We start from the raw sequence: 17,133 nt of genomic DNA on the forward strand, positions 1-17,133 counted from the left end.
GAGGCCGTCCGGTACGCGTCAGCGCGCCGGGCCCGGAGGGCACCCCCGAGCTTCTCGTGCTCGACGCCTGGGAGGCGTCAGTGCGCCGCGGGAGGCGACGGAGACGTCAGCGCGTCCGCGCGCTGGAGGTCCCGGGTCAGCTCCACCTTGCGGGCATCTCGCTGGGCCGCGGAGGTGAAGGCGATGCCCTCCATCGACTCGCGCGCGGCGATGGCCACCCGCGCAAGTCCGTCGCGGGAGATGAGGCCCAGCGCGAAGGCCTCCAGCGCGGCGCCCACATAGGTGTCGAAGAAGTGGATGCGCTTCTCGCGCCACGCGCGCCGGGTGATCTCCGGGGTGTCCACCACGTCGTGGATGAACACGGCGTGGACGGCGTGCGGGGCGGCGGTGAGCATCTTGTCGCCGAACTCCACGTCGCCCTGTCCGCTGTCGCCCACGAAGACGAAGCCGTACTCCGGGAAGACGCGCACGTAGCGCTGGAAGTTGTCGAACTTCTTCGCGGCGATGCGGGAGTTGCCCAGCAGGTGGGTGAGGCTGCCGGAGAGCACGACATGGGGCGGGACGCCGTGCTTGCGCAGGGAGTCGAAGGTCAGGTTCTCCACCGCGCCCAGCGGGTCCATGGGCCGGGCCGTGACGAAGGTGAGGTCGCCCTCCCGGCCGGGGATGATGCCCGGGCCGCGGTCCAGCTCCGCGTAGAAGGCGAGCACGCCCGGGTACACCGTCTTGGACGGGTACCGGGTGTCCTTGAGGTTGGCGAAGAAGGTGTCGTCGATGTCGCTGAGGACCTTGTTCTCGCCACTGGGTGCCGCTTCGCCCTCGCGGAGGATGTGCGCGAGGATCTCCTCGCGCAGCGCCGGGTCGTCCACGTCGTCGAAGAGGAGCTTCTCCAGGTCCTGGTGGTTGTTGCCGGCGTCGAGCAGGTTCTTGAAGGCGGTCAGCTCTCGGCCGTGCACGCTCAGGAACATGTCGCGCAGGGCGCGCTCCGCGGTGGCGGGGGTGCCCCCGCGCTGGAGCGCTGTCACCAGGCTTGCGCGCACCGGCAGGGCCAATTGGGCGGCGCGCTCGCGACAGAGCATCGTCAACAGGGCGGTGTGGTGGTCCGGCCCGAAGATGCGGTCATCCATGTCCCCCAGCAGGGACTCGAGGTCGATGTTGGCCAGGAGGTAGTTCAGCTCGGCGGCGTTGGCGTCGCGCAGGAGGTCCAGGATGCGACGCTCCTCGCTGGTATCGGTGTGGCCGGCCATGAGCGTGCGCAGCGTCTCCAGCTTCTTCGTCGCGGCGTGCGGATCCATGTTGCTCCCCCCATTCCGGCGCGAGGCCGGACTTGGATTTCCGAGCCTACGCGGGGTGCGGCCCGGCGTGGTAGAGGTGAGGCATGTCGACTGTCGCCGTTCCGCTGGAGCTTCGTCCGGACGAAGTCCATGTGTGGATTGTCGAGCCCGAGCGCATCCAGGAACAGCGGCTCCTGGACGCCTACTGGGGGCTGCTGGATTCAGGGGAGCGCGAGAAGCAGAAGCGCTTCCGCTTCGAGCGTCACCAGCGGCAATACCTGGTGAGTCACGCGCTGGTGCGGCTGACGCTGTCGCGCTACGCGCCGGTGGCGCCCTCGGCGTGGAGCTTCTCGACCAACGCGTACGGGAGGCCGGAGGTGCGGGGTGAGTGGGGCGCGCGGCTGCGCTTCAACCTGTCGCACACGGACGGCATGGCGCTGGTGGCGGTGGGGCTCGACGCGGAGCTGGGCGCGGACGTGGAGGACGCCCAGCGGCCGGGCGAGACGGTGGAGATCGCCGACCACTTCTTCGCCCCCCCGGAGATCTCCGCCCTCCGGGCCCTGCCCGCCGCCGAGCAGCGCGGGCGCTTCTTCGAGTACTGGACGCTCAAGGAGTCCTACATCAAGGCCCGGGGCGCGGGGCTGTCCCTGCCGCTGGACCAGTTCGCCTTCCACCTGGAGGCCGGCAAGGAGCCGCGCATCTCCTTCGATGCGCGGATGGTGGACACGCCGGAGACCTGGCGCTTCATGCAACTGCGTCCCTCCGAACGCCATCAAGCGGCGGTGGCGATGCGGGGGCCAAGGGAGCGGCCCTTCCGCGTGCGGTGGCAGTTCACCGTGCCGCTGGAGTCGGACGCGCCGCCCCGCTTCGACGAGGCGGCGTGAGCCTCAGGCCGGAGCGGCCATCCAGCGCGTGAGGTCCTCGCCCAGCGCGGCGAGCATCGCGGGCTGCTGCTTGCGCAGGAAGAAGTGGCCGCCCTCGAAGTGGCGGATGCGGAAGTCGGCGTTGCGCGTCTCCTCGCGCCACGTCTCCAGGCGCGCGAGGGACACGTGCTTGTCCTCGGTGCCGCCCATGACGGAGATGGGCACGTCGAGCTTCACGGGCCCGGGGCCGTTCTCCCACCACGCGAGCGCGAAGTCCGCGCGCAGGGTGGGCACCAGCAGCTCCAGCAGCTCCCGGTGCTGGAGGATCTCCTCCGGCGTGCCGTCATAGCGCCGCAGCTCTTCGATGAACTGCTCCTGCGGCAGGTGGTGGATGGGCTTGCGGTCCGACTCGCGGGGCGCGCCGGACGCGGCCAGCACCAGGCCCCGGGGCAGCGGGCCGTTGCGCGCCTGCAGGCGCCGCGTCAGCTCCAGGGAGATGCGCGAGCCCATGCTGTAGCCGAAGAAGGCGAACGGCTTGTCCAGCAGCGGAGCGAGCACCGGCAGCAGCACGTCCATCAGCGCGGACATGTTGTCGAAGGGCTTCTCCATCAACCGCCGCTCACGGCCGGGCAGCTGTACCGCGCACAGCTCCACGCCCGGAGGCAGGCCTCCCTGCCAGCCGCTGTAGATGGACGCGCTGCCTCCGGCGAACGGCAGGCAGAACAGCCGCAGGCGAGGGTCTGTCAGCGGCTTCCGGGAGGGAAACCAACGTTCGGGAGAGTTCGGGTTCGGGGTGGGAGCACTGGGCATGGCGGTATGGTTCTGTCGCACAGCCGAGGAAAACGGGTCAAGGCCCCGGTACTTCGAGCGTGTTGAAGACTTCTACCCAGCGTACAGGACTGGCTGTCTCTGCTCGGAATTCGTGAATGAGTGGACTGGCGGGACTCCTCGGAAGACGTGCTAGCGTTTTTCGCGTGAGCTACGAGCTGTCGCACCTGGACGCCCTGGAGGCGGAGTCCGTCTTCATCATCCGGGAAGTGGTCGCCGAACTGGACAGCCCGGTGTTGCTGTTCTCCGGCGGCAAGGACTCCGCGGTGATGTTGCACCTGGCGGTGAAGGCCTTCGCGCCCGCGCCGCTCCCGTTCCCGCTGATGCACGTGGACACCGGGCATAACTTCCCGGAGGTGCTCGAGTACCGCGACGCGCGCGTGGCGGAGCTGGGCGCGCGTCTGCTCGTGGCGTCCGTGCAGGAGGCCATCGACGGGGGCCGGGTGGCGGAGGAGAAGGGGCCGCGCGCCTCGCGCAACCGCGCGCAGACGGTGCCGTTGCTGGAGGCCATCGAGAAGCACCGCTTCAACGCCGTCTTCGGTGGTGCGCGCCGCGACGAGGAGAAGGCGCGCGCGAAGGAGCGGGTGTTTTCGTTCCGCGACGAGTTCGGTCAGTGGGACCCGAAGAACCAGCGCCCGGAGCTGTGGAACCTCTACAACGGCCGCCACCGCCGGGGAGAGCACCTGCGCGTCTTCCCGCTGTCCAATTGGACGGAGCTGGACGTGTGGCAGTACATCGCGCGGGAGGGCGTGGCGCTGCCGTCCATCTACTTCAGCCACCGGCGCGAGGTGTTCCGCCGGGACGGCATGTTGATGGCGTGGTCTCCCTACCTGCCGCTGCTTCCGGGCGAGGAGGTCACCACGGCGCCGGTGCGCTTCCGCACGGTGGGGGACATGACCTGCACCGCGTGCGTGGAGTCCGGCGCCGTCACGGTGGCGGAGGTCATCACGGAAATTGTCGCCTCGCGTGTCACGGAGCGGGGCGCGAGCCGGGCGGACGACAAGTTCAGTGAGACGGCGATGGAAGACCGCAAGCGCGAGGGCTACTTCTAGTGGAACTGCTTCGATTCGCGACCGCGGGCTCCGTCGATGACGGGAAGAGCACCCTCATCGGCAGGTTGCTCCATGACACCCGCTCGATTCTGGAGGACCAGCTCGCTGCGGTGGAGCGCACCAGCCGCGCGCGAGGGGACGAGTACGTCAACCTGGCGCTCCTCCTGGATGGCCTGAAGGCCGAGCGCGAGCAGGGTATCACCATCGACGTGGCCTACCGGTACTTCGCCACGGCGCAGCGCAAGTTCATCATCGCGGACACGCCGGGGCACCTCCAGTACACGCGCAACATGGTGACGGGGGCCTCCACCGCGGACCTGGCGCTCATCCTCGTCGATGCGCGCAAGGGCGTGCTGGAGCAGACGCGGCGCCATGCGTTCCTGGCCTCGCTCCTGCGCGTGCCTCACCTGGTCCTCTGCGTGAACAAGATGGACCTGGTGGACTTCGACGCGGCGGTCTTCGAGCGCATCCGCGAGGAGTTCCGCCAGTTCTCCATGAAGCTGGACGTGGCGGACCTGTCGTTCATCCCCATCTCCGCGCTGGGCGGGGACAACGTGGTGACGCGTTCGGAGCGGATGCCCTGGTATCAGGGCCCCACGCTGCTGCACCACCTGGAGAACGTGCACATCGCGTCGGACCGCAACCTCATCCACGTGCGCTTCCCCGTGCAGAGCGTCATCCGCCCCATGTCCTCGAAGTTCCCCGACTACCGGGCGTACGCGGGGCAGGTGCTGGGCGGCGTGCTGCGGCCGGGCGACGAGGTGATGGCGCCCCCCTCCGGCTTCACCACGCGCATCCGCGAACTGGACCTGGCGGGGAAGGCCGTGGCGCAGGCGTTCCCGCCCATGTCGGTGAATGTCTCGCTGGCGGACGAGCTGGATATCAGCCGGGGCGACATGCTGTGCCGGCCGGGCAATCCGCCCATGGTGGGGCAGGACCTGGATGCGATGGTGTGCTGGCTGGCGGAGGGCGTGTCGCTCCAGCCGGGAGCCAGGTTCGCGCTCAAGCACACCACGCGCTCGGCGCGGGCCCAGGTGAAGCAGTTGCACTACCGGCTGGACGTCAACACGCTGAGCCGGGACGAGACGAGTCCCCGGCTGGCGCTCAACGAGATTGGCCGGGTGACCTTGCGCACCACGGTGCCGCTCTTCTTCGACGAGTATCGCCGCAACCGGCACACGGGCAGCTTCATCCTCATCGACGAAGGCACGAACGCGACGGTGGGTGCCGGGATGATCAACGGACCCGCGGTCTGAGGTGCGCATGAATCGGCAAGGCTCCGGATTCATTCTCTGGCTGACGGGCATGTCGGGCGCGGGCAAGAGCACGCTCTCGCGGGCGCTGCGCTCGCGGCTGGAGCCGTTGCGTCCGGTGGAGGTGATGGACGGTGACGAGGTGCGCACCTGGCTGACGCGCGGACTGGGCTTCTCGCGGGAGGACCGGGAGGAGAACGTCCGGCGCATCGGCCACGTGGCGCGCCTTCTGGCCCGGCACGGCGTCGGCGTCATCGTCGCCGCGATTTCGCCCTATCAGAGCTCGCGCGCGGAGGTGCGGCAGTTGGCCGCGGACGCGGGGCTGGCCTTCCTGGAGGTCTACATCGAGGCGCCGCTGGAGGCGCTCATCGCGCGCGACGTGAAGGGGCTCTACAAGAAGGCCCTCGCCGGTGAGCTGCCCCACTTCACCGGCGTGTCGGACCCGTACGAGGCTCCGGAGGCGCCCGAAGTCACCGTCCGCTCGAGCTCGGAGCCCTTGGAGGCGGGCCTTGAGCGCGTGCTGGCCGCGCTCCAGACCCGGGGACTCCTGGTGCCTCGCGCCGCCTAGAGCACGCGTTCCATGCGCACGTAGGGGCGCTCGGCCTGCATGCCCTTGGAGCGGCAGTGGTCGATGAACTTGTTCGACTCGATGAGCTGCGGGGTGGTCTCGTTGTAGACGAGGATCATCACGTGCCGCAGCCAGGGCTCCTGGCCCATGGCGTAGACGTAGACCTCCTTGGGCGTCAGGTGGTTGGTGATCTCCATGGCGCGGTTGCAGTCGGAGCCGTTGAGGCGCCGCGCCTGGTCCATCTTCCGGGGCAGCGGGTTGGACAGGAGCGGGCCGTACATCCAGCTCATCGGGCCGCCCTCGCACTCCATGCCGAGGAACAGGATGTCGATGGGGCCGATGATGTCGCGCAGGTGCTGGTACATGCGCGGCTCAATCGCGTTGGAGTCCGCCGCCATCAGGATGGACTTGCCACCCACGCGCACCAGGTGGGCCGTCTTGGCCTGGATGGCCAGGTCGCTGTGCTCGCCGAGGAAGGGCAGGCCGGTGATGGAGCCGCCGGGGATGGTGATCTCCTGGAGGTCGTCGATCTCCACCACGTTCTTGAAGCCCGTGTGGTGGAGCATCAGCCGCAGGGAGGGGTCCGCCAGCGAGTTGCCGTTGTTGCGCGGGACGATGATGGTGCCCACGCGGTGACGCAGCTGGAGGAGCGTCTCCATCATCAAGTGGTCCGCGTGGCCGTGGGTGAGGACCACGTAGTCCACGTGCTCGGGCAGGTCCGCGTGCGTGTAGCGCGGCAGGTCCGTGGGGAACTCGTAGCTGATGACGGGGTCGGTGAGGATGCTGACCTCCTTCGTCTCCAGCAGCACGCAGGCGTGGCCGAAGTAGCGCACCCGCACGCCCTCGCCGTCATAGCGAGGCGCCTTGCGAGGCACGGCGTCCGTGAAGAGGTCCGCGAACGCGGCGGCGGCCGAGGACGGCACGCCGAGCATCTCCGCCACCTGGCCCGGCGAGCCCGGGGTGTGGCGCATGCGGAACAGCGCGTCCAGGCCCTCGTGGCGGTAGGGCACCTTGAGGTGCACCGGCATGTCCTCCTCGAGGCGCGGCGTGCTGAAGATGTACGGGCGCCAGTCGCCGTCCACCTGCATCAGCGTCACGCTCTGCGAGGACTCTTGATAGAAGCGGCTCTTGTACAGCAGCGGCTCGATGAAGCGCGCGCTGGCGCGGTTGCTCAGGTCGTACGTGAGCTCCACGTAGCCGCGCAGCAGGTCCGGGACCTTGGGGTAGAGCGCTTCCAGCGAGCCGCCGTTGTTTGGCGCCATCAGCTGCTCCAGCTCCGCCACCGCCTTGGTGTACGCGAGCATGTGCGCCTGGTCTCGCAGCGTCCGCTCGAGCAGCTCCTTCACCCGGGCCGCGCGCGCCGTGGGGTGGTTGATGAACGGGCCGCCCATCAACATCGGGTTCTTCAGCGCGGCCACGTGGACGTCGGGGTTTGCGACGAAGGACTGCATCAACTTCTGGTGCAGGTTCGTCACGAACAGCGGCGCGGTGGCGGGAGACAGCAGGTACCACCAGGCGTACCACTGGTTGTACAGTGGCTCGATCGCCACGTTGGGCTTGAGGTACATCGGTCGGTCCAGCATCGGTTCTCCAGGCGAGGTTTGATTATCTGGGAGGGCATGGAGACAGGGAAGCCCCTGATGACGTTCGCCTGCCTGCTGGACCTGTAAGGGTGGGCCCTGAGTCCACACCGCGAGTCTCTCCCTCTAACGGCTTTTAGCCCTCGCGGATTTCGCCTGCGCTACCATTACGTCGGACCTTCAAGAGTGCGCACGTTTTGTGCGTCAGCGTCCGGAGGCTTCTCCACGTGACGGCATCCTCGACTTCCTCTTCGGAGTTGCCGCTGGCGTCCTGGGCCCGGCGGCTGGCGCCCTCGGCCATCCAGGACATGCTGCAGATCATCACCCGGCCGGGCGTGTTCTCGCTTGCGTTGGGGCTGCCGGCCGCGGAGTTGTTTCCCACGGAGGGGATGGCGGAGGCGGCGGCGCGGGTGCTGGCGGAGCAGGTGGGGGCGTTGCAGTACTCGCCGACGCTGGAGCCGCTGCGCGAGCAGGTGGTGGCGCTGATGGCGAAGCGCGGGGTGCGCTGCTCGACGACTCAGGTGTTCCTGACGACGGGGGCGCAGCAGGGGCTGAACCTCCTGACGCGGCTCTTGCTGGAGCCGGGGCAGACGGTGCTCCTGGAGGACCGGGTGTACTCGGGCTTCCAGCAGGTGTTGGATCCGTTCCAGGCGCGGCGGCTCACGGTGCGCAGGGATGCGCGGACGGGGTTGGACCTGGACGGCCTGGCGTCGCTGCTCGCGTCAGGGGAGCGGCCGGCGTTCTTCTACACGATGAGTGACGGGCACAATCCGCTCGGGACGAGCCTCGCGATGGATGCGCGGGAGAGACTGGTGGGGCTGGCGCGGGAGTACCGCATGCCCATCATCGAGGACGATGCGTACGGCTTGCTCCACTACGAGGAGGGCGGGGCACTGCCTCCGCTGCGCTCGTTGGACGCGCAGTGGGTCTATTACGTCGGCTCGTTCTCGAAAATCCTGGCGCCGGCGCTGCGGGTGGGCTGGGTGGTGGTGCCGGAGTCGCTGGTCTTCCGGTTGGCGACGGTGAAGGAGTCGAGTGACATCGACACGGCGACCTTCACGCAGCGGATGGTGCTCTCGTTCCTCCAGTCGGGGAAGTTGGAGGCACACCTGACGCGGCTGCGAGGGGAGTACCGGCTGCGGCGGGACACGTTGCTGAGGGCGCTGGAGACGCACCTGCCGGCCGGGGCTTCGTGGACGAAGCCCACGAGCGGGATGTTCGTCTGGGTGGAGTTGCCGGAGGGGAGCGACACCACGGTGTTGCTGGCCCGGGCGCTGGAGACGCAGCAGGTGGCGTTTCTTCCGGGGCAGGCTTTCGGCGTGAGTGGCGGGCGTTCGGCGTCACATGGGCTGCGATTGAACTTCTCGAATTGTGATCCAGCGCGCATCGAGGAGGCCGTGCGTCGGCTGGGCACGGTGCTTCGGGCAGGTTGAGTCTGGCTTTGGACGCGAAGGGAAGGGGACGGGTGCTTAGGAGGCCCCCTCCCTTCAGTCGATTACGGCAGCGTGACCTGCCTCGGGTGGTGGACGTCGGCCGAGGTCCCGTCGCCAAGCTGACCCATGAGATTGTCGCCCCAGGTCCAGACGGTGCCGTCATCGCGGACGGCCAGGGAGTGGCGGTTGCCCGCGGCGATGTGGATGAGGTTGGAGATGCCGGCCACCTGGAGCGCGGTGAGTTGGTCTCCGGAGCTGGCGTCTCCGCGCTGGCCGTGGCTGTTGCTACCCGTGGCCAGGAGCGTCCCGTCCTCGCGCAGGGCCAGGGAATGCTCGCCGCCGCCGGCCAGGGCTCGGATGTGGGTCAGCCCGCTCATCCGATCCGCTATCCGTCCACCTGTGTCCCGTCCGGTGCCGAGCTGTCCCTGCTTGTTCCATCCCCAGGCCCAGGCGGTGCCATCCGTCCGCATGGCGAGCGAGTGGTCCCTGCCCGCGGCCACATCGAAGACGTTGGTCAACGCATACACCGGGAAGGGCACGTGGCGGTGGGTGTTCGTTCCATCGCCGAGCTGGCCGACGACGTTGAGGCCCCAGGCCCAAAGGGTGCCGTCATCGCGCAGGGCGAGTGAGTGGTACCCACCCGCGGCGATTCGGGTGACGTGGGTGAGGCCGGGCACCTGAACAGGCACGCTTCGGTCGGTGGTTGTTCCGTCGCCAAGCTGGCCGAAGAGGTTGCTGCCCCAGACCCAGACGGTGCCGTCTTCGCGCAGGGCGAGCGAATGTTTCATGCCCACGGCGATTCGGGTGACGTGGGTGAGGTTGGGTACCTGGATGGCTTTGCGGCTGATGACCGTTGTCCCATCGCCGAGTGTGCCGGAAGCATTGGTGCCCCATGCCCAGAGGGTGCCGTCGCCACGCAGGGCCAGTGAGTGCGTGTCGCCCACGGCGATGGCGACGATGTCGGTGAGTCCGGACACCTGCACCGGGGAGGGGCGCCGGAGGAAGGTCCCATCGCCAATCTGGCCGTTGTCGTTGTCACCCCATGCCCAGACGGTGCCATCCTCGCGCAGGGCCAGTGAGTGGTGGTCGTCCGAGGCGACGTGAAGCACACCTGTCAGCCCGGGGACCTGGGTGGGTGTGTGGCGTCGAGGAGGCGCTCCCACGCCGAGGCGCCCGTCTCCGTTGTGGCCCCAGGCCAGCGGGGTGTCGTCACGAAGGAGCGCGAGAGAGTGCTCCTCGCTGGCGGAGACGGAAACGACGCCGGTCAGCTCCGGCACCTGGACGGGCGTGTGGCGGTCCACCGCCGTTCCATCTCCCAGTTGACCGTATTGGTTTTCCCCCCACGCCCAGACCGTCCCGTCGTCACGCGTGGCCAGGGAGTGGCTGGTTCCCACTTCGAGGGTCGTCACACCTCTCAACCCGGTGACTTCCACGGGCTCGTTCCGGGAGAACTCCGTCCCATCTCCCAGGGCGCCTTTGTAATTGAAGCCCCATGCCCAGACGCTGCCGTTGGTGAGGAGGGCCATGGACCGGCCCAGGCCGCCGGAGAGGGCAACGACCGGCCCCAACCCCGCGATTCGCACGGGCGTGGAGCGGTCCGTGGTCGTTCCATCGCCGAGCTGGCCCGAGGCGTTGAAGCCCCACGCCCAGGCGGTACCGTCCGCGCGCACCGCCAGGGATTGAGAGGCTTTGCCGACGGCGACGCGGGTGACTCGATTCAGCCCCGATACCGGCACGGGCGACCTTCGGGTCGTGGTCGTTCCGTCGCCAAGCTGGCCGAAAGAGTTGCTACCCCATGTCCGGAGGGTGCCGTCCTCGCGGAGCGCGATGGAGTGATAGCTCCCCGCGGCGATGCTGATGACCCGGGTCAGCCCGAGCAGCTGTGTGGGCGTGGAACGGTCCGTGGTCGTTCCATCGCCGAGCTGGCCGCGGACGTTGTAGCCCCAGGCCCAGACAGTGCCGTCCTCGCGCAGGGCCAGCGAGTGGGACTCTCCCGCGGCCACGGCGGTGATGTTCGTCAATCCGGCCACCTGGACAGGGGTGTCGCGGTCGAGGGCGGTCCCATCGCCAAGCTGGCCGAAAGCGTTGCTACCCCATGCCCAGACGGTGCCATCCGCGCGCAAGGTCAGCGAGTGGCGAGCGCCCCCGGAGACCATGGGGCCCGTGCAGGGGTGGGCTGACAGCAGGAACGTCTGGGTGGTGGAGAGGTCGTCATCATCCGTCACGGTGGCGGTGACGGAGATGCGAGTCCCCGCGGGCAGACAGGGGGGCGCGGTCCACTTCACCTCGCTGATGTTGACTGTGTCGGTCTGAGTCCCGAGCGAGCCCGTGCTGGCCGTCCACGTGTAGGTGAGCTGGGGCGTCTTGTCGTCCCGCGTGATGACTCGGAGGGAGACCACCTCTCCAGGCCTGGTGTTGACGGCGGACTGGGTGGTTTCGATGAGCGTGGGCGGCTCGAGAGGAGGGCCAGCATCGGGTGGGCCCGCGTCTGGGGTGCAGCTCGCGGGGGTTGTCGTACAATCGTCGGTCGGCTCCGGGTTGGAGGAGCAGCCGGCGCCGAGGGTCAGCAACGCCGAGGCCAGCAGGAGTGGGAGGGCGAAACGACTGTGTCGCTGCATGGGCATTTCAATCCTTGCGAAGATTCGAGGGACTGAACGGCTGCGGACGGTGTTCGGCACGCGGGCGCTGGCAATCGCAGCCTACTTCATGCCGGGTTCACATGAAGTGAACGAGGGGCCGACTCCGGGCCACCTGTGCACCAAGCGTGCCCCGCCTGCTCCCACGAAGAGGAGTCACTCGAGAATGCAGGGGTGTGCACGCCCATGTATGCCCAATGACGCACGTGTATAGGGGGCTGCACAGCTGGCCCTCCGCACCACACGCGGGTCCTTGGCGGGGTCGTGATGTCTGTGATGCCTTCTGTCGCGATCAGGTCGGGCTCGCGAGCCGGCGCGAACCGCTGAGGCGGTACGCCGGCTCGGTGTGTCGCAGCGAGCCGCCTACGGGTGGGGCTGGGACGTCGGAGCAGGGGCGGCGGGCTTGTTCTCCGCGCCTTCGATCTTCAACTGCTCGAGGGCGTCTTCCTTCACCTCGATCTTCGCCTGGGCCTTCAGTCCGTCGATGAAGCCCTCCATCGCCTTGGAGCGGCGCTCGCCCGTCAGGCGCGCCTCGATGCGCGGCTTCGCCTGCTCGAAGGTCTGGTTCATCCCGACCTGCCGGCTCTGGAACTTCACCAGGTGGAAGCCTTTGTCGGTCTCCACGACCTGGCCAATCTCAGACGACGACTTCAGACCGAACGCCGCATCCGCCAGCGCGGCGCCCCAGGCCTGGGTCAGCTCCTCCCGGCTGCGGAAGCCCAGGTCGCCCCCGGCGGCCTTGGTGGCGGAATCCTGGGACTGCTGTGTGGCCGCCATTTCGAAGGCGCTCTTGATGGGGCCGGCTTCCTTTGTCTTCAGGTCCGCGAGCAGCTTCACCACGGTGGTGCGCGCCTGCGTGCGCTTCGCGGCGTCAGCCGGCGGCGCCTCCAGGAAGATGTGGCTCACCCGGACGCGCTCGGGCTTCACGAACTCGGAGGTGTGCTCGTCGAAGTACTTGCGCAGCTCCGGCTCGGAAATCGTCCCGGCGGCGGCCTCCTGCTGCTTTCGCAGCAGCTTCTGCACCATCACCTTCTCCAGCGTCGCCTTGATCTCCGGGTCCTTTTCCAGCCCCTGCTTGCGAGCTTCCTGCACCAGCAGCTCGAAGCGGATGAGGTTGTCCAGGAACTCCTTCTTCTTCTCCAGTGTGGCGTAGCGGCTGCGCACGAACAGTGGCTGCTCGTCCAGCTTCGCCTTCACCTCCTGGGTCGACAGGGAGCGGCCATTGACGACCGCGACCGCGGGGCCCGTGTCCTTGGCGCTCTGTTCCGCTGGGGGGGCGCTGCCACCGCCACAGGCGGAGAGGGCGAGGACGGCGACGATGGCGGACAGGACTCGGGTTCGGACGGAGGGCGTGTGCATGGGCGGACTCGACCAGCGTATATCCAACAGGGAGGGAGGTGCGAACCCCGTTGTTCCGAGTGAGCATCCAAGCGCGCCCATGCCCTGAAGGCCCCGTGTGCCAGCCAGGCGCGGCTCTCCCTGGTGTGATGACGGCCACCCCGGTGGAACGTCCTGCCCGCAGTCACGGCTCCTTGGGTTGTTGTGGCGAACAGGCGCGAGCAAATGCCCGCTCGGGGGTCCACTGGCAGGGGCTCAGGAACCCACCCAGACTGACCACCAGACTCACGATGCCCAGGGCAATCCAGAGGAGGAGGACGCGTTGGGTCGCGAGGCGTGACAACGGCAGGGGGATGAACATCCGGGGTCCTCTCCTCTCGCGAACAGGGTGTGTCCGGTAGGAGAGCAGGGTGGAGGGAGCCACCCGGGCAGGTCCATCCCAGGAATGTGGGGTCTTCGAGGGGGAGGCCGGTCAGTGCGTGGGGCCGGGGAGAACTCAAGGAGACACGGAACGTGCGGGCGGCCCTGGGCGTCTTGTGGGGGATCGGGCGAGACTCCTCGCCCATCCCCTCCGTCTGGAGAATTGAATGGGACTCGCCGAACGCAAGGCCGCGAAGCAGTTCGAGGAGACGCACTACCCGAAGATAAAGAAGGACCTCGAGGCCGCCGCGCGCTTCGAGGTGCCCATCGAGGTCGACTGGGCCAGTCTCACGGCGGAGGGTTATGCGGACCTCTACGCGGAGGCGTGGCCCCAGGTTTACTTCAGGCCGCTCATCGGTGCGTTGGCGGCCCTGGGCCAGGACGACCTGGGCCGGGAGTTCCTGCGAGGCGCGCTCAAGCGCATCGTCATCCGCAATTCGTCGAGCAACTCCTCTTCGTCCAGCATCGCCACGTTTCAGGACGGGGTGCTCACGTTGGACCACGAGCCCGTCACGAATGTGGACCAGGTGGAGGACCGCAAGGAGTCCATCCGGAGGACGATCGAGGCCGCCCCGGAGCTGCCGAACCCGTACACGGGTGACTCCCTGCGTGCCTTTCTGGATGCGGATGCCAAGGGGCTGGACGCCGTGCTCCAGGTGTTGCTGCGCATCAGCGGGCGGCAGCGTTCGGGGATTCCCCTGCTGCTGCCCCGCGCGACGTTGTCCCTGCGCAGTGGCCGCGCCGTCACCGGCATCGTCCGAGAGATGCTGGAGGACCGTCGCGAGGGCCGTGCCATCCTGCTCCTCATCCCCCGCGAGAGCGGCTACCCCCAAGAGGACGCGGTCATCATCCCCGTGGGCACCATCGAGACCGTCACGGTCCACGATGTCGCGTCGTTCGGTGAGCTGAAGCGCGATGCCGTGCCTGTTCCTTCACTGCTCGAGCTTCGTCGTCAGCTCGGCGCGCTGGAATCCCGCTTTCGAGCCGTCACGGAGTCTCCGCTGACGCTGGCGCTGGCCCCGGGAGTCAATCCCGCGAGCGCCGAGGAGCTGCGCGCGCTCGGCTTCCTCGTGGCGCGTGTACATGAGGTGCTGGAGTCCCTCCAGAAGGACGATATCGGCCGCACCGCGCTGAGGGAGAAGGTGAAGCGCATCCAGTTGCGTACGGACCTTCACGCCGCCGTCACCGTCTCGAGTGGGACGCTGGAACTGGTGGCGGGCCTGCGTCCCGTGAGCTGGCAGACGCGCGAAGAGCTGGAGCAGACGCTCCAGGCCGCGCTGTAGCGCCCACGTCACGAGCGATGCTTCCGCCTCCCCATCGCGGACCCCGCTGTAGGGGCCCGCGCATGGGTAAGGCCCTTGCCGCGGAGTGAGAGTCCCCTGCTGGCAGTGACGCGGAGTTTCCGTGCTGGTGTGACACGAGCCTGATGCTGAACTGGCTGAGCTTGATGCGTCGGGGCTGCCATCGAATGAGGTGTGCACGACTGAGTCGCGATATACTGCGGCCCACGGACTTGATGGTGAATTGCGCGAGTTTGCCAGGAGGAGGGGAATTCAGTGGGAGCTGTGGATGGGGGCTCTCCGCGACTCACAGTGACTTCCTCACACTGGCGAACCTGCGAATGCCGCGCATTGCGTTCTGTGAACTGAGTGAGGCGGAGTATGCGTATTTACTGGTTGTATGTTTGTGACTTCGGCCATGCCTGGCACATCGAGCGGGATGACGAAATTGTGCCGAACTTCGCGGAGCAGCTCTGTTCCAAGGGGCATCCGGCGGTTACGGGGTCTCGGGATGTCGCGATGGACCTGGTGGAGATACGGTTCAGGCCAGCGGGTCGAGTAGTTGATCCGAACAGACCCCCCGGAAAGCAGAACGCGTATGAGAAAGATTTCCTTTTGGTGCTCACGGCAGTCGGGGGCACGGAGGAGGTTGTCTCACAGAATTTGTATAAGTGGCGCGAGGTGCTTGCGCTTGCTGAGCGATTTCAGGGAAGGCCCGTGGAAGAGTGTTTCAGGCGAATGAGGGAGAGTGGGCTCTGACTTGTATCGGTGTTGTTTCAGCGTTACTTGCGAGTGTTGACGGTTTTGTATGTGAGTGATGTCATGGGAGATGGGAATGGAAAGCGACTTTCTGGTGCGGCGATGGCATACGCCAAGTGGTCAGGACATCTGGCGCCGGGTCTGTATAGGGCTCCACAGTGGATTGTGGTTGGATGAGGTCCGGGAGCTGCCTGGTGTGGATGGGGTTCCTGCTGGAGCCGACCTCCGGGGAATAGACCTCAGCGGGATGAGTTTGGCCGGAGTCGAACTTCATGGGTCTTGGTTGAACTATGCTGTCCTAGATGATTGTGACCTGACGGGGGCCTATCTGCTGGCAGTTAATCTGAGTGCTGCGTCGCTCAAACGAGTAAAGGCGTCAGGTGTCATGCTGCATGGGGCACGGGCGCCGTCCGCATGTTTCGATGATGCGACTCTGAGTATGTCGGATATGTCGTCAATGGACTTGGAGGGGGCATCCTTGAAGCGAGCGATGCTTGATGGCGTCGATCTGAGTCGTGCGGATCTTCGTGGGGCGGACTTGGAAGGGGCTGATCTGACTGGGGCCTACATGGAGTATGTACAGCTTGATGGTGCGAGACTTCAGGCGACGAAACGGTGATTGGTCGTGATTCTCGATGACGATGTTGTTTCTGTTCTAGTGGCCGGTGGGTGGTTCGTTGAGCGCGAAATTCCAACTGAGCCGATGCAAAGGGTGTTGGAGGATGAAGGAATTGTCATGCACTCGGCCGCAATGAAGATTCTTCGGTCGCTTGGCGGGCTGCAGTTTCATGGTCGGAATGGCGATTTGATGCGTTTTGATGTTGGTGCGGCGTGTAAATGGATTGATGTGGATGATCTGGCCTGTGTTCAGGCGTTGTTTTCTGGTTCTGCATGGCCCTGGAGGTGAGTTTGTCGCCCATTCCTTTGAGGTTCCTGAGGCGCAAATGGTTCTTGAGGAGGCTGCGACCGAGGTCGTCAAGGGCTTCAGCACACTCGAGGAGGCCCTTCAGTTTCTGAGGGATATCTCTCACTGCGACGTGCGCGACCTGGCTCCCCTGAAGGGGGCTCAGATATTTAAAGCGGGCAATCCATTATGACGCCAGACCTTCAGTTGAGTGTTCATTTCGTCGAGGGCTTTTTGCCGAAGGCCGGACTCAATACCCTACCCGTTGTTTTTTGCTTGTCGTCCAGCTCAGAGGTGACCCTGTCCGACCGTGTAGACGTCACTGAACTCTGTCTCTGGTTGCCTGATGGAGAGTCCGCTGGCTATGGCGGAGCTACCCGAGGGCATCTGGGGATTGTTCGTGGAGAGATGATAGTCTCTCCAACGCGTCCGTGGTTCGGTGTGTATGATCTGATGCAATTCGACCGAGGCGATGTTCTGCCTTCGGGGCAATTTGTTCTAGGCGTCCAGGTCCGCGTATTTGTGTTGCAAGGGGACGATGATTACCGGCCGCATTCCCTGCGGATGGATCGCGAACTGAGCCTCTGAGGCGGTCGTGGGGCGCGCGAGCCGGCTACGGGTGAGGCTGGGAGGTCGGAGCAGGGGCGGCGGGCTTGTTCTCCGCGCCTTCGATCTTCAACTGCTCGAGGGCGTCTTCCTTCACCTCGATCTTCGCCTGGGCCTTCAGTCCGTCGATGAAGCCCTCCATCGCCTTGGAGCGGCGCTCGCCCGTCAGGCGCGCCTCGATGCGCGGCTTCGCCTGCTCGAAGGTCTGGTTCATCCCGACCTGCCGGCTCTGGAACTTCACCAGGTGGAAGCCTTTGTCGGTCTCCACGACCTGGCCAATCTCAGACGACGACTTCAGACCGAACGCCGCATCCGCCAGCGCGGCGCCCCAGGCCTGGGTCA

At 66.7% G+C, this 17,133-nt stretch carries 14 protein-coding genes; 8 read left to right on the plus strand and 6 right to left on the minus strand.

Annotation, left to right across the window (positions count from 1 at the left end; translation table 11 throughout):
* Positions 1-77: 77 nt before the first annotated feature.
* Entirely contained in the window at positions 78-1,292 is a 1,215-nt protein-coding gene (locus HUA78_RS31415; protein ID WP_174477813.1) for a phosphatase domain-containing protein, read from the minus strand.
* An 83-nt stretch (positions 1,293-1,375) separates the two neighbouring features.
* On the opposite strand from HUA78_RS31415, the gene HUA78_RS31420 reads away from it, so the two are divergent.
* Complete coding sequence (locus HUA78_RS31420) at positions 1,376-2,155, plus strand: 4'-phosphopantetheinyl transferase superfamily protein (protein WP_141644540.1); 780 nt, start codon at positions 1,376-1,378, stop codon at positions 2,153-2,155.
* 3 nt (positions 2,156-2,158) lie between these two features.
* On the opposite strand, the gene HUA78_RS31425 is transcribed toward HUA78_RS31420, so the two are convergent.
* Positions 2,159-2,944: a thioesterase II family protein gene (locus HUA78_RS31425; protein ID WP_141644539.1), complete on the minus strand. Its 786-nt coding sequence runs from the start codon at positions 2,942-2,944 to the stop codon at positions 2,159-2,161.
* Between the two features lie 164 nt (positions 2,945-3,108).
* On the opposite strand from HUA78_RS31425, the gene cysD reads away from it, so the two are divergent.
* The 3 genes from cysD to cysC are packed head-to-tail and all read left to right on the plus strand — an operon-like array spanning position 3,109 to position 5,835.
* Positions 3,109-4,014, plus strand: a complete 906-nt coding sequence (cysD, locus tag HUA78_RS31430; RefSeq protein ID WP_220137878.1) for a sulfate adenylyltransferase subunit CysD — start codon at positions 3,109-3,111, stop codon at positions 4,012-4,014.
* The gene (locus HUA78_RS31435) at positions 4,014-5,270 is read left to right on the plus strand and encodes a GTP-binding protein (protein ID WP_174477814.1); all 1,257 of its coding nucleotides are present in this window, start codon (positions 4,014-4,016) and stop codon (positions 5,268-5,270) included. Before cysD ends, HUA78_RS31435 begins: the two co-directional genes overlap by 1 nt.
* Before the next feature lie 7 nt (positions 5,271-5,277).
* Positions 5,278-5,835 (plus strand): adenylyl-sulfate kinase, encoded by a 558-nt coding sequence (cysC, locus tag HUA78_RS31440; RefSeq protein ID WP_174455310.1) that lies wholly within the window; start codon positions 5,278-5,280, stop codon positions 5,833-5,835.
* Here cysC and HUA78_RS31445 read toward each other — a convergent pair.
* On the minus strand, positions 5,832-7,418 hold the full coding sequence (locus HUA78_RS31445) for an MBL fold metallo-hydrolase (RefSeq protein WP_141644535.1): 1,587 nt from the start codon (positions 7,416-7,418) through the stop codon (positions 5,832-5,834). The two genes, cysC and HUA78_RS31445, sit on opposite strands and share 4 nt — an antisense overlap.
* Before the next feature lie 224 nt (positions 7,419-7,642).
* Here HUA78_RS31445 and HUA78_RS31450 point away from each other — a divergent pair, with 224 nt between their 5' ends.
* Complete coding sequence (locus HUA78_RS31450) at positions 7,643-8,848, plus strand: PLP-dependent aminotransferase family protein (protein ID WP_174477815.1); 1,206 nt, start codon at positions 7,643-7,645, stop codon at positions 8,846-8,848.
* A 62-nt stretch (positions 8,849-8,910) separates the two neighbouring features.
* Here the strand turns inward: HUA78_RS31450 and HUA78_RS31455 are convergent, their stop codons facing one another.
* Together HUA78_RS31455 and HUA78_RS31460 are read right to left on the minus strand one after the other, a co-directional pair.
* Positions 8,911-11,466 carry an RCC1 repeat-containing protein gene (locus HUA78_RS31455; protein WP_254623985.1) on the minus strand — a complete coding sequence of 852 codons (2,556 nt, stop codon included), beginning with the start codon at positions 11,464-11,466 and terminating at the stop codon, positions 8,911-8,913.
* Between the two features lie 381 nt (positions 11,467-11,847).
* Positions 11,848-12,843, minus strand: a complete 996-nt coding sequence (locus HUA78_RS31460; protein ID WP_174455311.1) for a peptidyl-prolyl cis-trans isomerase — start codon at positions 12,841-12,843, stop codon at positions 11,848-11,850.
* 566 nt (positions 12,844-13,409) lie between these two features.
* Between HUA78_RS31460 and HUA78_RS31465 the strand changes: the two genes are divergently transcribed.
* From HUA78_RS31465 to HUA78_RS31475, 3 genes are all read left to right on the plus strand, one after another.
* Positions 13,410-14,525, plus strand: a complete 1,116-nt coding sequence (locus HUA78_RS31465) for a hypothetical protein (protein WP_174455313.1) — start codon at positions 13,410-13,412, stop codon at positions 14,523-14,525.
* A gap of 832 nt (positions 14,526-15,357) precedes the next feature.
* Complete coding sequence (locus tag HUA78_RS47795) at positions 15,358-15,900, plus strand: pentapeptide repeat-containing protein (RefSeq protein WP_174477816.1); 543 nt, start codon at positions 15,358-15,360, stop codon at positions 15,898-15,900.
* Between the two features lie 6 nt (positions 15,901-15,906).
* Positions 15,907-16,188: an SUKH-3 domain-containing protein gene (locus tag HUA78_RS31475; RefSeq protein ID WP_174477817.1), complete on the plus strand. Its 282-nt coding sequence runs from the start codon at positions 15,907-15,909 to the stop codon at positions 16,186-16,188.
* Positions 16,189-16,798: 610 nt separating this feature from the next.
* On the opposite strand, the gene HUA78_RS31480 is transcribed toward HUA78_RS31475, so the two are convergent.
* The coding region (locus tag HUA78_RS31480; protein WP_174477818.1) for a peptidyl-prolyl cis-trans isomerase at positions 16,799-17,133 on the minus strand (335 nt) is incomplete at its 5' end.

The organism is Myxococcus sp. CA033, from assembly GCF_013336625.1.
Lineage (GTDB): Bacteria > Myxococcota > Myxococcia > Myxococcales > Myxococcaceae > Myxococcus > Myxococcus llanfairpwllgwyngyllgogerychwyrndrobwllllantysiliogogogochensis.

What these genes read in the sequence shown, in the direction of transcription:
- HUA78_RS31415 (WP_174477813.1), bottom strand. Translation starts at nt 1,292, where the DNA reads ATGGATCCGCACGCCGCGACGAAGAAGCTGGAGACGCTGCGCACGCTC.
- HUA78_RS31420 (WP_141644540.1), top strand. Translation starts at nt 1,376, where the DNA reads ATGTCGACTGTCGCCGTTCCGCTGGAGCTTCGTCCGGACGAAGTCCAT.
- HUA78_RS31425 (WP_141644539.1), bottom strand. Translation starts at nt 2,944, where the DNA reads ATGCCCAGTGCTCCCACCCCGAACCCGAACTCTCCCGAACGTTGGTTT.
- cysC (WP_174455310.1), top strand. Translation starts at nt 5,278, where the DNA reads ATGAATCGGCAAGGCTCCGGATTCATTCTCTGGCTGACGGGCATGTCG.
- HUA78_RS31445 (WP_141644535.1), bottom strand. Translation starts at nt 7,418, where the DNA reads ATGCTGGACCGACCGATGTACCTCAAGCCCAACGTGGCGATCGAGCCA.
- HUA78_RS31455 (WP_254623985.1), bottom strand. Translation starts at nt 11,466, where the DNA reads ATGCAGCGACACAGTCGTTTCGCCCTCCCACTCCTGCTGGCCTCGGCG.
- HUA78_RS31460 (WP_174455311.1), bottom strand. Translation starts at nt 12,843, where the DNA reads ATGCACACGCCCTCCGTCCGAACCCGAGTCCTGTCCGCCATCGTCGCC.
- HUA78_RS31465 (WP_174455313.1), top strand. Translation starts at nt 13,410, where the DNA reads ATGGGACTCGCCGAACGCAAGGCCGCGAAGCAGTTCGAGGAGACGCAC.
- HUA78_RS47795 (WP_174477816.1), top strand. Translation starts at nt 15,358, where the DNA reads ATGGAAAGCGACTTTCTGGTGCGGCGATGGCATACGCCAAGTGGTCAG.